This window comes from Mesorhizobium sp. YM1C-6-2, assembly GCF_003666685.1.
GTDB lineage: Bacteria > Pseudomonadota > Alphaproteobacteria > Rhizobiales > Rhizobiaceae > Mesorhizobium_K.
Genome location: NZ_RCIZ01000011.1, coordinates 153,624 through 167,317 on the forward strand (window position 1 = coordinate 153,624; position 13,694 = coordinate 167,317).

At 60.7% G+C, this 13,694-nt stretch carries 8 protein-coding genes and 2 pseudogenes; 4 read left to right on the plus strand and 6 right to left on the minus strand.

The genetic code is table 11. The features are described from left to right. Window positions 1-4 precede the first annotated feature (4 nt). From D8676_RS22645 to D8676_RS22655, 3 genes are all read left to right on the plus strand, one after another. A complete protein-coding gene (locus tag D8676_RS22645; protein WP_121583360.1) occupies window positions 5-3,313 on the plus strand; it encodes a TM0106 family RecB-like putative nuclease in 3,309 nt (1,102 codons plus the stop codon). Next, window positions 3,310-3,639, plus strand: a complete 330-nt coding sequence (locus D8676_RS27745) for a DUF4357 domain-containing protein (RefSeq protein ID WP_245427064.1) — start codon at window positions 3,310-3,312, stop codon at window positions 3,637-3,639. The genes D8676_RS22645 and D8676_RS27745 overlap by 4 nt, the downstream gene beginning before the upstream one ends. A 94-nt stretch (window positions 3,640-3,733) precedes the next feature. Then, on the plus strand, window positions 3,734-7,963 hold the full coding sequence (locus D8676_RS22655; protein ID WP_147448240.1) for a hypothetical protein: 4,230 nt from the start codon (window positions 3,734-3,736) through the stop codon (window positions 7,961-7,963). 267 nt (window positions 7,964-8,230) lie between these two features. Here the strand turns inward: D8676_RS22655 and D8676_RS22660 are convergent, their stop codons facing one another. From D8676_RS22660 to D8676_RS22670, 4 genes are read right to left on the minus strand one after another with little or no spacing between them, the layout of a single operon-like run. Then, window positions 8,231-9,160 carry a plasmid partitioning protein RepB C-terminal domain-containing protein gene (locus D8676_RS22660; protein ID WP_121583362.1) on the minus strand — a complete coding sequence of 310 codons (930 nt, stop codon included), beginning with the start codon at window positions 9,158-9,160 and terminating at the stop codon, window positions 8,231-8,233. After that, window positions 9,153-9,374 (minus strand): hypothetical protein, encoded by a 222-nt coding sequence (locus tag D8676_RS27750; protein ID WP_245427066.1) that lies wholly within the window; start codon window positions 9,372-9,374, stop codon window positions 9,153-9,155. The genes D8676_RS22660 and D8676_RS27750 overlap by 8 nt, the downstream gene beginning before the upstream one ends. Continuing rightward, on the minus strand, window positions 9,371-10,051 hold the full coding sequence (locus D8676_RS22665; protein ID WP_245427067.1) for a ParB N-terminal domain-containing protein: 681 nt from the start codon (window positions 10,049-10,051) through the stop codon (window positions 9,371-9,373). The genes D8676_RS27750 and D8676_RS22665 overlap by 4 nt, the downstream gene beginning before the upstream one ends. Next, entirely contained in the window at window positions 10,051-11,568 is a 1,518-nt protein-coding gene (locus D8676_RS22670; RefSeq protein ID WP_281034296.1) for a recombinase family protein, read from the minus strand. The genes D8676_RS22665 and D8676_RS22670 overlap by 1 nt, the downstream gene beginning before the upstream one ends. Window positions 11,569-11,939: 371 nt before the next feature. Here D8676_RS22670 and D8676_RS22675 point away from each other — a divergent pair, with 371 nt between their 5' ends. After that, window positions 11,940-12,404: a DeoR family transcriptional regulator gene (locus D8676_RS22675; RefSeq protein WP_245427072.1), complete on the plus strand. Its 465-nt coding sequence runs from the start codon at window positions 11,940-11,942 to the stop codon at window positions 12,402-12,404. A 138-nt stretch (window positions 12,405-12,542) separates the two neighbouring features. Here the strand turns inward: D8676_RS22675 and D8676_RS22680 are convergent. Then, window positions 12,543-12,986: pseudogene (locus tag D8676_RS22680) on the minus strand (DUF1801 domain-containing protein). A gap of 415 nt (window positions 12,987-13,401) precedes the next feature. After that, window positions 13,402-13,632: pseudogene (locus D8676_RS22690) on the minus strand (LysR substrate-binding domain-containing protein); the annotation flags it as partial. Between the last annotated feature and the right edge of the window lie 62 nt (window positions 13,633-13,694).

The following is a 13,694-nucleotide window of genomic DNA, read 5'->3' on the forward strand; positions in this document are numbered from 1 at the left end:
AACAATGCGAACTATTGAGGGGAGCCGGATACTCTTGTCCGCATCGGATCTGATGCGGTTCATGGGCTGCGCTCACGCGACCGCGCTCGATCTCGCCTATATGCATGGCAAGGGGCCAGTGCCGCGCGAAGATACCGAAGATGCAGCGCTGCTCCAGAAGCAGGGCGATGCCCACGAAGCTGCCCATCTGGCCAAGCTGAAGGCATCTTGTATGTCGGTGATCGAGATCGATCGGTCCGATCTTGCCAAGAATGCGCAGACAACTCGGGAGGCTTTGGCAAGCGGTCCGCAGATCGTCTTTCAAGGGGCGCTTCTGGGCGACCATTGGGGCGGTTGGTCGGACTTCCTCGAGCGCGTCGAGCGCCCGTCCGATCTCGGTCCCTTCAGCTACGAAGTCACCGACACCAAGCTCAAGCGCCGGCCCCATCCCAAACATGTGCTGCAGCTGGTGCTCTACTCGGATTTGATGACCGAGATTCAGGGCGTCGCCCCCGAATTCGCCCATGTCGAACTCGGTGATGGCACCCGGGCGCAGCTACGGCTGGCGGATTATCAGGCCTATGCGCGCATGGCGCGTCAGCGGCTCGAGGCTTTCCTGGAAAACCCGGTGCCGACCCGGCCGATCCCTTGTGCCGATTGTGGGCTGTGCCGCTGGGGCGATCACTGCGAAAGCCAGTGGCAGGCCGAAGACAGCCTGTTCAACGTTGCCAATATTACCCGGACCCAGGTCAAGAAGCTCGAGGCGGCTGGTATCACCACCATGGAGCGGCTGGCCGGGCTCGATCATCCCATCCGCGGCATGGCCGAGACCACCCGAGCGCGGCTGGTGACGCAGGCGCGCCTGCAGCACGCCCGCAAGACCGGGGCGCCGGCCTTCGAGTTGCGCGAGGCCGAACCCGGCAAGGGCTTCGATCTTCTGCCCGCGCCGCAGCAGGGCGATCTTTTCTACGATATCGAGGGCGATCCGCATTACGAAGGCGGTCTCGAATATCTCCACGGCGTCTGGTTCGACGGCCAGTTCAAGGCTTTCTGGGCGCATGATCACGGCGCCGAAGCGCGGGCCTTGGCGGACCTTCTGGAGTTTTTCCGGCAAAGGCTCGCAGCCTATCCCGAGGCGCGCATCTATCACTATGCGCCCTATGAGATCACCGCCTTGCGGCGGCTGACCGCACAATATGGAATCGGCGAGGCCTTTCTCGATCGTCTGCTGCGCGAGCGGCGCTTTGTCGATCTTTTCGCGGTGGTGCGCGGCGCACTGATCGGCTCGGAAGCCAATTACTCGATCAAGTCGATGGAAGCCTTCTATGGCCGGGTGCGCGAAGGTGAGGTCAAAACCGCCGGCGGTTCGGTCGTTGCCTATGAGCGCTGGCGCGAAACCGGCGAACAAACGATCCTCGATGAGATCGAAGACTATAACCGCATCGACTGTATCTCGACCGAGGAGCTGCGCGACTGGTTGGTGAGCATCCGCCCCGCCGCGCCCTGGCCGGTACTGGCGGTGGATGCCGGCGACAAGGAAGTCGAGGAGGACGCCGATACGCAGGCTCTTCGCGCGAAGCTTGCCGCATCCGGTCTGCCGCAGGAGCGGCAGGACATGTTGTTCAACCTCGGCCTGTTCCACAAGCGCGAGGCCAAGCCGGCGCAATGGGCGGTTTTCGATAGCGCCGGCAAGGACGAGGACGAGCTGATCGACGATCTCGACGCACTGGCCGGTCTGGAAGCCATTGATCGGGCAGAACCCGTCAAACGCTCGGTGCTGCGCCGCTATCGCTTTCCGCTCCAGGAGACCAAGCTGCGGGCCGGCCGCAAAGCGACGGTCCCGGCCATTGACGGCGCGCCGGCCACGGTCAGCATCGAAGAGCTCGACCGCAGTGAGCGGATCATCGCGGTCAAGGCGGGGGCGGCCAAGGCGCATCTCTTGACCGATCGCCTGACGCTTCACCCGGACTGGCCGCTCAATACGGACGTCATTGCAGCGGCCCTGCGCGATGTGATCGAAGATCAGTGCGGTGCGCGCCGCCTGACCGCGCTCGATGATCTGCTTGCGCGCACGGCCCCACGTCTGGTGACGGGACCGCGCGCCGATCTGCTTGATGGCGCCGATCCCTTGACCGGCACGATCGCGGTGATCGCCGCCATGGATGGCACCGTGCTGCCAATCCAGGGGCCGCCGGGAACCGGCAAGACCTATGTGACCGCACGGGCAATCCTTGCGCTGGTACGCCAGGGGCACCGTGTTGGCGTGGCCTCGAACAGCCATGAGGCGATCCGCAATGTGCTGATGGGGTGTCTTGCCGCGCAAGATGATGGCGATGCTGTCCCGGGCCTGTGCATCGGGCACAAGGTCAGCAGCGGCGAAGACGGTTATCCGGACGACTGTACCGGCATCATCCGCTCGACGGCCAATGACGATTCCCTCTGGGGCCGCGCCCATGTGGTCGGCGGCACCGCCTTCTTTTTTGCCCGATCCGAGCACGAGCAGGCGCTCGACTGGCTCTTCATCGATGAAGCCGGGCAAGTGGGGCTGGCCAATATGGTCGCCATGGGACGCTGCGCGCGCAACATCGTTCTGGTCGGCGATCCGCGGCAATTGCCGCAGGTCATCCAGGGTGCCCATCCCGATCCGGCCAACCTTTCCTGTCTCGAATGGATGCTGGGCGAGCACGCCACCATTCCGCCCGATCGCGGCATCTTCCTGCCGGTCTCGCGCCGCATGCATCCCGATGTCTGCGGGTTTATTTCGCGGCAGGTCTATGAAGGCAGGCTCGTTAGCGCGCCCGATACAGCCGTCCAGGCAGTCCGCGGGACGGGCTTTCCTGAAGCTGGTGCTTTCTGGGTGCCGGTCGTCCATGAGGGCAATGCCCAGATCGCAGCCGAGGAAGTCGCTGCCATTCAGGCTGCGATCGACGATCTGCTCTCGGGAAGCTGGACACTTAAGGATGGGACAACGCGCGCCCTTGAGCCCGCCGATATTATCGTTGTTGCGCCCTATAATGCACAGGTCAATGCCCTGCAGGACGCCTTGCCCGCTGGCATTCGTGTCGGCACGGTCGACAAATTCCAGGGGCAGGAAGCACCCGTTTGCCTGGTTTCCATGACCGCCTCCTCGGTCGAGGAAACCCCGCGCGGCATGGATTTCCTGTTCTCGCTCAATCGCATCAACGTCGCTGTCTCGCGCGCCAAAGGCCTGGCGCTCGTCTTCGGGGCGCCGCGGCTGCGCGAAGCAAAATGCAACACCGTTGAACAGATGCGCCTCGTCAACACGCTATGCGCATTGCCTGAATTCACACAAATCGAAGGAAGAAATCCATGAGCGACAACGACTGGTTTGTGATGCGTCCGCAGAAAGCTCAAGCCTATGGCCGTCCTGAGGCCGAGGGTTTCCTGGTCCGCAAGGGGTCAACGGCAATGCGGGAAGGCACCCCGCGTGTGAAGCGGGATCGCGAGGAGCGGGACCGGTTGGTGCGGCAGGGGGTCCTCGTGCCGGATACTGATCCGGACTTGTACCGCTTTTCGCGCGACCATCTCTTCGGCAGCTCGAGTGTCGCTGGTGGAATTGTCAAGGACGGCAATTGCAGCGGGCCCCAGAGCTGGAGCCGGCCAAGTGACGGAAAGACGATCAAGGACGTATTCGGCTAGTGGTCCAATTCGTGATGTTTAGGCGAATTAGGTCCTGGGGGAAAATGGACCGCCAATAGGTTTTATGTAGAACAGATCGGACGCGCACGAAGCCATGAACCAAAAAAGGAATGCTGGAGCCGAAGAGGCGCATATGACAGGTGAGGCTTGGGCTGCGTTCATTGACGCCGAGCTTCAATCGACGTGCAAGGCGTATCTCGAGAAGCCGGCCTTTCTTTTAGGACATTCACGCACCGAACAGCAGACCACGGCAGATTATGCCGGCCGAGAACTCTTGGAGCTTGTCCAGAATGCGGCAGACGCCGCCAGTGAAATGGGGGGCTCCGGACGGGTCCTGATCGAGGTGACGCAGGAGGCCCTTTATGTAGCCAACACCGGGCAGCCGTTCCGCAGAGGTGGTGTAGCGTCGTTGATGACCGCCCATACCAGCGACAAGCCGACCCGCGCCGCGCGGATGATCGGCGCAAAGGGCTTAGGATTTCGTGCAATCCTGAATTGGACCGAGGCGCCGATCGTCAGTAGCGGTGCTCTTGAGTTGGGATTTTCGCGAACCCATGCGCGTGCAGTGGTTGCCAAACTGGCGCGCCAGAACGCCGAGATTGCGGCCAACTTCAGCGGGGCCAATCCCAACTTGCCGCCGTTGCTCGTATTTCCTGCTGCCGGCACGGAACTGGAGACTCTCGAGTGCGGTACGCAGACCGTGGTGCAGCATGCCCGTAAACTTCGCGAAGATGGCTACGATACGGTCATTGCAGCGCCTCTCGGGGGCGCCAGGGCACTAAAGCGCGTTATCGAGCAAGCAGGCCAATTCCAGCCCAGTTTTCTCTTGTTTGTCCGGGCGCTGGAAGAGATCCGTATTCGGCTCCCGGGCTGTGATGAGAAGTGCTGGATCAAAAAGTTGAAGGACAATGGCGATGTATCGCTATGGCTCGAATGTGGCCCAGATACCAGCACACAGGATTGGATCGTCAGGCAACAGGTGGGATCTATTGGAGAGGGCGAGAACGAACGGGAATTCGAGCTCGCCATAGCTATTCGGAGCGATGAAACGAACAAGCCGGGCAAACTGCACAGCTTCTTCCCGACCTCTCTGCCGCTACCCTTTTCTGGCCTCTTTCACGCTACGCTGGAACTCGACTCTAGCCGCAAGACCATCAATGAAAATTCGCAGCACAACAACGAGGTGCTGCAGGCCCTCGGTCGTCTTCACGCCGAGATGTTGGCCGAACTCCGCAAATCGGCCCGCATTTCCGAGCCGTTGAACTGGCTCATTGCGCATCAGGGATTTCCCGATGCGCTGAAACCAGTTTCAGAGGCAGCGTGGCTGCGGGCAAGAGACCTGCCTATCGTGCAATGCATGGATGGTGCTTGGCGTAAAGCCGTCAATGCACGAATTGGTCCGGTCCGATATGCTGAATATCTTCCGCCACGGCTTTTCGGCCAACTTGCCCGGATCAAGGCCGCCAACACCGAGGCCCTTCTTAGGCACGAACTCGGTGTGCCAATGGTCGACACAAAAGACATTATTAGTACGCTTCGGAGCGCCGATCTCAGCTTCTCGGAGCGCGCAAAAGCGATTGTGGGCATTGCGAAGACCTTTCCCGAAGACAAACATGATCGGCGTCTACTGATCGACATAAAGGGTAAGGAGATGCCTTCGACAGCCACGGCATTTCCGCCTCCTGCCGATGAAACTAAGCGGCATGGGCTTCCCGATTGGGCAAACGCGCGGTTTATCCATCCAGAGCTTTGGTCTGAACTTCTGGCTGAGGTGTCGGGAAACGTTGTCCGCGACAAAATCCATGCGCTTAGGGGATTTCGGGTCGTCGAATATAGTGCGGATGCCGTTATTTCGGCGATTCGCAGCAGAGTTTCGGAACTCCTGAAGAAAAACCGAAGCAATCCTGATCAACTGCAAGCCAGTCTGCTGGCTACCGTTTATTCCTTGCATGATCGGACGCGGAGCAGACCGCAAGGGGTCTTTCGGGTGCGGTGCAAAGACGGACAATGGCGTGACATCACAACCGTACACCTCTCTGAGAACTACGGAAAAGTCGGGCGAACTACGGCGGCTCTTTATTCCGGCCAGCCGGAGCTGCTCATCGGCACGCCACATGAGAATGGATTTCGCGAAGAGCCGGATGACTTGGCAGATTTCCTCGTGTGGCTGGGGATCAATCCATGGCCGCGGAGAATTACAGAGCCTTTGCCAGAGAAATGGCGTCAATCGATCGTCGACACGCTGCCTGAGACCGTTCAGGTCACCGACGGAAACACGTCGAGAGAGGTCAAGCGGTCGGACTTGTCCTGGGGCTATACGGCCAAGGCAACTCACGACACTGTTGAGGCGCTTGACCGAATTCTCAGCGGCGCACCGTCAGAAGCAATTCTGGCATGGCTTGCCCAAGATCCGCGTCTCGACCCGCTTGTGCCCGTTCCGGCCTTTAGCGTGCAGCTAGAAGCCCGAGATAATGGGTTATCGAAGTTTCGAACATATGAGGGCACTCTGCCCAACACGGTTCATCTCGATATCCAGACAAGCGCATGGCTCGATTGCCAAGACGGCCAGCGTCACGCGCCCCGAGACACAATGATCGAACCAGGGGTACTTTCTGCGCTGTTCCAGGCGCCACGTGCAGCCAATTCGTCGAGCGAGCTGGAGTTCGGCCTGGACAAAGCTCATTGGCGGCGAGGTCTGGAGCGTGCCGGTGTCGTTCGCAATCTTGATGATCTCCCAGAACCACACGTCTACCGGCTCCTGTCTTCGCTTCCGTCACGGCAGATAAAGCCAGAGGTCGGAAGCAGGCTCTTCCTGCAAATCTTGGAGCGCGAAACATTCGATCCCGAACTTGGAGGGGCGGACGGAATCGCCTTTCGGGCCAAGGGCCAACTGCCTATCCAACTGGAAGGACGACGAGTTTGGGCTGATCGTGAGGGCGTTTACTACGCTCAGCGTGATGACTTCCCTTCGGCTGCAAAGCCACACCTGCGCCTCCTCGATCTGCCATCTCGTCGGAATGCCAAACAGGTCCTGGCACGTTTCGGTGTTGCAACCTTGCAGAAGGATGCCCTCAATCTGAGAATTTGCTCGCTGGACGAGGTGGAGGAGGGAGATTCGATAGCTCTGCGTTCGCGGTTCCGTGATTCCAAGCCTTACATAATGGCGCTGCGTAAGGCTTTATCTCCCGACGGCACTCACCTGCGCCGCTTCGAAGCGGTTCAGCTCAAAGTCGCGCGCCGCGCCGAAATGGAACTCGCGATCGATGATGCTAAGATTGTAGAGGAGTTGGACCCATGGCGTCACAGCTTCGATGATGACGCGATGATCATAACGGTCGACGATTCGGGCTCTTTCGAGGAAATGATGGATCTCGGATGCCATGCAATAGCGGATGGGCTTGCTGAGCTTTTTGAGCTGCAGAGCGGCGCAGATTTCGTGCCATTCCTGACTTCTTCGACCGATGCATTGCGTCGTGCCCATCTCCAACGTGCTCTGCCTTCACTTAGCGAGGACGAACTTGCCTCGTTGATCGGTGGCGTTGATCAGGCGTTTGTTTCACCGTTTGCGCCGGACGTAGATGCCGAGACCTTGGCTTCGGGTCCTGCTCCAGCCCGAACAAATTCGCGCGGAACGGCAACCGCTTCGATGGGAGATCGTGGGGGTGATGAGCTCGATCGCGTCCCGAACCAGGTATCAAGCGAATCTGACCCTTCCGAGGTGGAGCTATCCGTTCATCAGCGGCAGCCGCAGAACAATTCATCACAGGCGCGCGCGATCTTCCCTCGCCGAACGCTACGGGTCGCGGGGCCTACAGGTCACGTTCCAAGTCAAAATGGCTCTGACCCCAACCGTGCCGCCGATGCGGAGCATTGGACGGCGGCGTTCGAGCGCGCCGACGGCCGCTGGCCTCTGCTCGTTGCTCACCTGCAAGGATCGAGAGCTTTTGGGTGCGACTATCTCTCCTTTGATAGTGAAGAGGATTGCGCCGAATTCCAGAAGGATCCGGATCGGATCGATCTGGTCAGCCGGTTCATCGAGACGAAGTCCGGCAGCGTGCGATTTTCGGACAACGAGTGGGTAGCCGCCAACAATCTTGGCGAACGATATCACATATATAGGATCAGCTTTGACGCGGCAGGGCGCAGTCAAGCCCAACTGACTATTGTGCAGAATCCGTCGGCACGAGCAGAGGCAATAAGGACCGAGAGAGAGTTGTTGGTCGACAAGGTGAAGGGCCGAGAGGAGTTCGACCTAGTTGCCGTCGCCAATCCCGCAGAGGACGGGCGTTCTGGAGAGCACGTGGCCACTGTCGCTGCGACATGAGGCTGGAGAAGGCTCGACGTCAGGCCTACGGCCCCTCGGCACTTCCACTGTTGTGATCGATCGGCGTGCCGGATGGCGTCTCCGACACGCCGATCTGTGATGCGGGAGCTTGTCGTGCTTCCGCGGGGCGGCTGGACCTGATGGCGGCCAGCCTGGTGGGCTTCCTGCGGGTTCGCCGCCATTCCCACCGCCATGCTCGATCCGCCCCACAGTGCGGCGTCTCCCATGGTCCCCGCGCTTATCGGGTCCGGGTCCCCATTGGCTGGCTCAGGCGTCCTGCTCGGCCAGCGGCGCAAGCGTGTCGATCTCGGCAATCTTTTCGAATTCGCCGAGATATTCCTGGCGGTGGCTGGCGAGCCAGCGCGCGACTCGGCCATTGGCCAGGAGCTTGGCGATATAGCCGCGCGCCACCGTCAGATGCAGATTGTCGATGCCATAGGTTTCCTCGACCGATTTGACCTGGGTCTGCAGCGCCGCCAGCTCGCGCTCCATGCGCGCGATCTGCTGGCCCGACGGGGTCGGGGCCGCCGCTCCCTTGCCCTTCTTGGCTGCAGCCAGCTGATTGTCGGGCGTTGCCGCGCGAAGGGCGCGGGCAAACATGATCGAAAAGTTGTTCTGCCCGATCATCAGGTCCGCAGCCTCGATCTGGCGCACCGCCGACATCTGCCGCAATATGTCGAACACCCTCATCGAGCAGGGCGTGTCTTTCAGCATCTCGGCCGCTTCCTGACTGATGCCTTCGAGCAGGCGAAAGCGCCGGATGACCGATTCTACCTGCAGGTTCAGCGCTTCGGCAATATCAGTCGCCGCCACCCCGCGATCCATGGCCCGCGCGATCATCCGATGCTCCTGGATCGGCGGAATCCGGTTGACCCGCTTGTTATAGGTATAGGTGTCGTCGTCCGTGGCGATCAGGCATTCGACCTGTTCGATGCCAAGCTCTTTCAGCGCCTCGATCCGCAAATGCCCGTCGAGCAGGAAGTAGGAGCCGGTCTTGGCCGTATCGGCCATGACCGCGGGGGCTTCGACCAGCCCGACCGCCTTGATCGAGGAGAGCACCTGCGCGAAGCTCCGGCCCTCGCGCGCGCCCTCGGGCAGCGTCTTGAGCGGCACGATGCTTGCCACCGCTATGGTCACAAACTGGCTATCGAACCCCTGACGGATGCGCTCGCCCGAATCCTCGATCCGTTCAGCCATCGTGCTCTCCCGCAATCCGCATCGCCAGCGCGCGCGGCATGGTTGCAAGGCCCTCAGCCCTGAGCAGGTTGAGGAACCCCTCATCGCCGAGCAGGTCCTTGAGCGCCTCGACGATGAACAGCAGCCGGGTCTGGGTGAAATCGGACTTCTTGACCAAGAGCCGCTGCTTTTCCGCCTCGCGCTGATAGACCTGCATCAGATCATTGGCGGTCATCCGCCTCCCGCTGCCTTTGCGGCCCAATCGCCCCGAAGGCAGCCCCTTGCCCTGCGCGCGCATGCGCATGTCGAGCATGCGCCGCGCCGCTGCCAGCTTCTTGCCTCTGAGCTTGCCGGTCTCATAGGCGTCGAGCAGTAGGGTCTGGGCTTCCTCGCTCTCGGCCTTGGAAATCTCATCGCCAGCGTGATCGGGATCACGCCGGTTTCGACCGCTGCGACCAGACGCTCCTCGCCGCGCTCGAGCAGCGAGGCGATCATGTTGACCCAGGACGCGCCGACCCCGAGCTTTTCGCCAATCGCCGTGTCGTTATAGCCCCGAGCGCGCAAGGCGCCGATCTCGCGCATGATGTCGATCGGACGCGGCGTGCGCCGGGCAATGTTTTCAACCAGGCTCATCACCAGGCATTGGCTCTCGCTGGCCTCGATCACCACGGCCGGGATCTCGCTCTGGCCGAGCATCTGGAACGCTTCGAGCCGGCCCTCACCGCAGACCAGATCATAGCGCGCGCCGCCCGGACCGTTATGGCGCGCCACCGTGATCGGGCGCTTGAGCCCGATGGCCTCGATATTGTTGACGATCTCGCGGTGCTGGCGCTTGTTGCGCGCCCGCGAGTTGAGCACCGTGATCCGCGAAATCGGGATCATTTCGACACCGCTGGAACGCACGGCAGACATCAGGCAGCCTCCGGTAAGGGGATGGGAGCGGCGATGGTGTAGAGAAGATCGAGGTCGTCGAAGCGGTAGGCGTCGAGGACAAGCGCATTGTCTTCGCTCAGCCGGACCTTCTCGGAAAGTGTCTCGATGCGCGGGAAAAGATAATAGTCGAATGGCGCGCGGTTGGTACGGTCCATGCGCACGACCACGGTGATGTCGGGCGCAAGCGAAGCATCGAAACGCAGCTTCCAGCGCAAAAGCCCCGTCGGGGTCTCGAAACAGCGCGCGATCACCACCGAGACGCTGAATTCGCCATTGACGATCACCCGGTCGCTCTCGTCCTCCTGCCAGCTCTCGCTGCCCGTGGCCGTAAGCCCCGCAATCAGCTCGGTCACAATGCCGGGATGAAGCTGGCGCAGCTGCCGGTTGATTTCGATGTAGCGATAGTCCCGCTCCGGGGTGAACCCGACCAGGCTATAGGCCCTGAGCAGGCTGCCGAAGCGTGAACTGTACGCGCTGCTCGAGGCCATGGCCTCGCATTCGTCGATGATGATCCCCGAAAGGATGCCCTGACGCTGGTAGAGTTCGGCCAGGGCCTCAAGCATCTCCTCATCGCTCAAGCGGAACGAGCGCGCGGCGATGATCGTGCGCGCCGCCTCGAACAATTCGCGTTCGACAATAGCCTCAAACGCGCCATCGGCGCGGATCCACATCTCGGGCGCATTGCGCACCCGCTTCTTCTTGAGCTTGAACGAACGGCGGTTCCAGACATTGTCGCCGACATATTTCTCATTGATCAGGACCTGATGGACCGTGCCGCGCGTCCAAAGCCGGCCAAGATCGGTTTTGAAGCCGCGCGCATTGAGGTCGGCCGCGATCACGCTTTCGCTGCGGCCTTTATGGACAAAGGCGCGGTAAATCTCGCGCACCAGCGCGACCTCTTCCTCCGGTCCCGGCGTCAGGATCACCCGGTCGGTCTGGATGCTCTTGTGCTCGCCGCGCGAAAGCGCCCCCTTGATGGCGCCATGCTCATCGATCAGCATGCGCCTCAGACCAAACCCGGCCGGGCCGCCCTGGCGATAGCCCTTTTCGATCAGCCGGCCTTGCCCGGCAAACACCTTGGTCGAGAGCTCGCGGCTATATTCGCCGGCCATGGCGCGTTTGACGCCTTTGACGATGGTCGAGACCGGGCTGCCATCATTGTCGAATTGCTCGGCGCAATATTGCACGGCGATGCCGGCGCGCCGGCAGATATATTCGTAGTAGGCGCTCTCATCGGCATCCTGAAACCGGCCCCAGCGGCTGACATCATAGACCAGCACCAATGTGAAATCGGTCGTGCCAGCCTCAACATCCTCGATCAACTGCCTGAGCGCATCGCGCCCCTCGATCTTGAGACCGCTCTTGCCGGCATCGGCATAGGTGCGCACGATCTCGATCCCGCGCGCCTCGGCATAGTGCCGGATCGCGTCGGATTGGTTTTCAGTCGAATATTTCTGATGATCGGTCGACATGCGGACATATTCGGCCGCGCGCACCAGAGGTGCCGGCTCGGATCGGTCGTCGTCGTTAAGATCCCATCTCGGCAAACTTTGCCCTTTCCTGCTTTACCTGAGGCGGTCCGGGCAACCGACCGCCTCAGCACGTGGCCTCGCCACCGCTTCTGCACCTCGACCAGTTTAACTGTGGAGAGACCGGAAGATGTTGCAGAAAAAGGGCAGGAAATTACCGCCATGGAAAGGTGTCCTGGCCACGCGCCAGATCTATGCGCAAACCATGGCCGAACTGCTGCGCAAGGAGCACGGCGACAGCCACCGCGCGATCAAGCTGATCATGCGCCAGCGAGCGCACCGTCAAACACTGGCTCTCGGGCCAACACGGTCCCGATACGGTGTTTTTCTTGCGTCTCGTGGTGTCTTCACCCGTCATTCGCGCTTTCGCTCTCGGGATCATCGAGGGACCGGTGGCCGCCAAACTGTCAGGGTCCGTCGATCGCTATGCGCTGGCGGCGGCCAGGGGTGCCTATGTCGTCGGGGAGTTTGCCGGGGGCAGGAGACCTGCCGATCACCGGCCAAATGACCCTATGGATGACCCCAATCGTGACCCTATGAATGACCCTGATCGGGCAGAACTCAATGAGCGCCAATACTGGTTTCTGGCCAGAGTCGCCGAAGGCGACCGCTGTGGCGCCAGCGAGATCATGGCCTTGTGGCAGGTCAGCCTGAAGACTGCGCGCCGCGACATCGCCGCTCTGAAAGCAGCCAATCTCATCTGCTATGTGGGGTCTCGCCGTAAGGGCGGCTATCGCAGAATTCTCACCGCAGGAAGAGTCGGCGAGACCAGTGGGGGAGCAGGCTTCCCAGAGATCAGATAAGCAGATTGCGTTCGTATCGCCAATTTGACCTATCGGCTCCGATGACGATGCTAATCCCGATCCCGTGCGTCATTGCCGCTTCCACCATCCAGGCGATAACTTTACGGCCGATGTGACTTGGCGCTGTCACCCGTTCCTTTACATCTTTTCGCCGGGAAGCTTGGCTGCCTGACGGACCCAGTCGGCAAACTGCTCTCCAAGTTCGTCATCATCGTGGATATCGAGTTAGCGGACCTGCGGGTGCTTGGAGGTTCCCGGCGGCTTTGGGTCGAGCGATTCGCCCTGCAAGAAGGTAATCTTCACGTAGCGCTCGAAGCAGTGATAGCTCAAAAAGTAGCGATCCTCCCCCAGGCCGTAGAAGGGCGAGTTCCATTTGACTGCCTTCTTCACGCTGGGCACCAGCTCGGTGACGATCTTGTCGATCCGCCGGCAGACAGCCTGCTTCCACCCCGGCACCGCGCCGATATAGGCCTGAACCGGCTCATCGCCATATCCTTTGGGTATTTGCGGGTTGCCGCCTGAGAGCAGGGCCGGCTTTCTCTTTTGTGCCGTCTCGGGCTTCTTGGAAGATTTTTCGGCCATCGGATCTTCTCCTCTTGCCTCGTTTGTTAGTTGCAGCAGCGCTTGCTTCCACATCAAAGACGATTGGCACGATCATAATCAACCTGGCGTCGTTCGTTTCCTGGTCGGCTGCCGCATCGGAATTACCCTATAGATGGCCCTGATCGCGACCCTTTACATGACCCTGACTGGCTCGAACTCAATGAACGGCAATACTGGTTTCTTGCCAGAGTCGAAGAGGGCAGCCGCTGCGGGGCCAGCGAGATCATGGCCCTTTGGTAGGTGAGCCTCAAAACCGCGCGCCGCGACAGCGCCGCGCTGAAAACGGCGAACCTCATCTGCTATGTCCGGTCGCGGCGGAAAGGACGCTATCGAAAAACAATCGGCGCCCCGGTACATGGCGGCGGCTCGCGGCACGGCTGAGAAACGTTGAGGCTCAAGGTCGGTTATGCTGCCGGACGTAGTTTAGGAACGCCCTCATGGCTGCGCTCGTGTGCCGGCGGTTTGGATAATACAGATACCAACTGGGCAACTTCTGTTTCCAGTCGGCGATTAGCTCGACGAGCCTGCCATGTTCTACGTGCTCGCGCACGTAGTCTTCGAACAGGTGGGCGATACCGGCTCCGGCAAGAGCCGCCTGGAGTTCCTGATGTGTTGATTGCTGCTGAGAAGTGACCCGGGGTTTTCATCGAGAAGTGACCCACCGTGCGATTATGTTTCGGGTCTCAT

What these genes read in the sequence shown, in the direction of transcription:
- D8676_RS22645 (WP_121583360.1), top strand. Translation starts at nt 5, where the DNA reads ATGCGAACTATTGAGGGGAGCCGGATACTCTTGTCCGCATCGGATCTG.
- D8676_RS27750 (WP_245427066.1), bottom strand. Translation starts at nt 9,374, where the DNA reads ATGACCGCCAATGATCTGATGCAGGTCTATCAGCGCGAGGCGGAAAAG.
- D8676_RS22655 (WP_147448240.1), top strand. Translation starts at nt 3,734, where the DNA reads ATGAACCAAAAAAGGAATGCTGGAGCCGAAGAGGCGCATATGACAGGT.
- D8676_RS22660 (WP_121583362.1), bottom strand. Translation starts at nt 9,160, where the DNA reads ATGGCTGAACGGATCGAGGATTCGGGCGAGCGCATCCGTCAGGGGTTC.
- D8676_RS27745 (WP_245427064.1), top strand. Translation starts at nt 3,310, where the DNA reads ATGAGCGACAACGACTGGTTTGTGATGCGTCCGCAGAAAGCTCAAGCC.
- D8676_RS22665 (WP_245427067.1), bottom strand. Translation starts at nt 10,051, where the DNA reads ATGTCTGCCGTGCGTTCCAGCGGTGTCGAAATGATCCCGATTTCGCGG.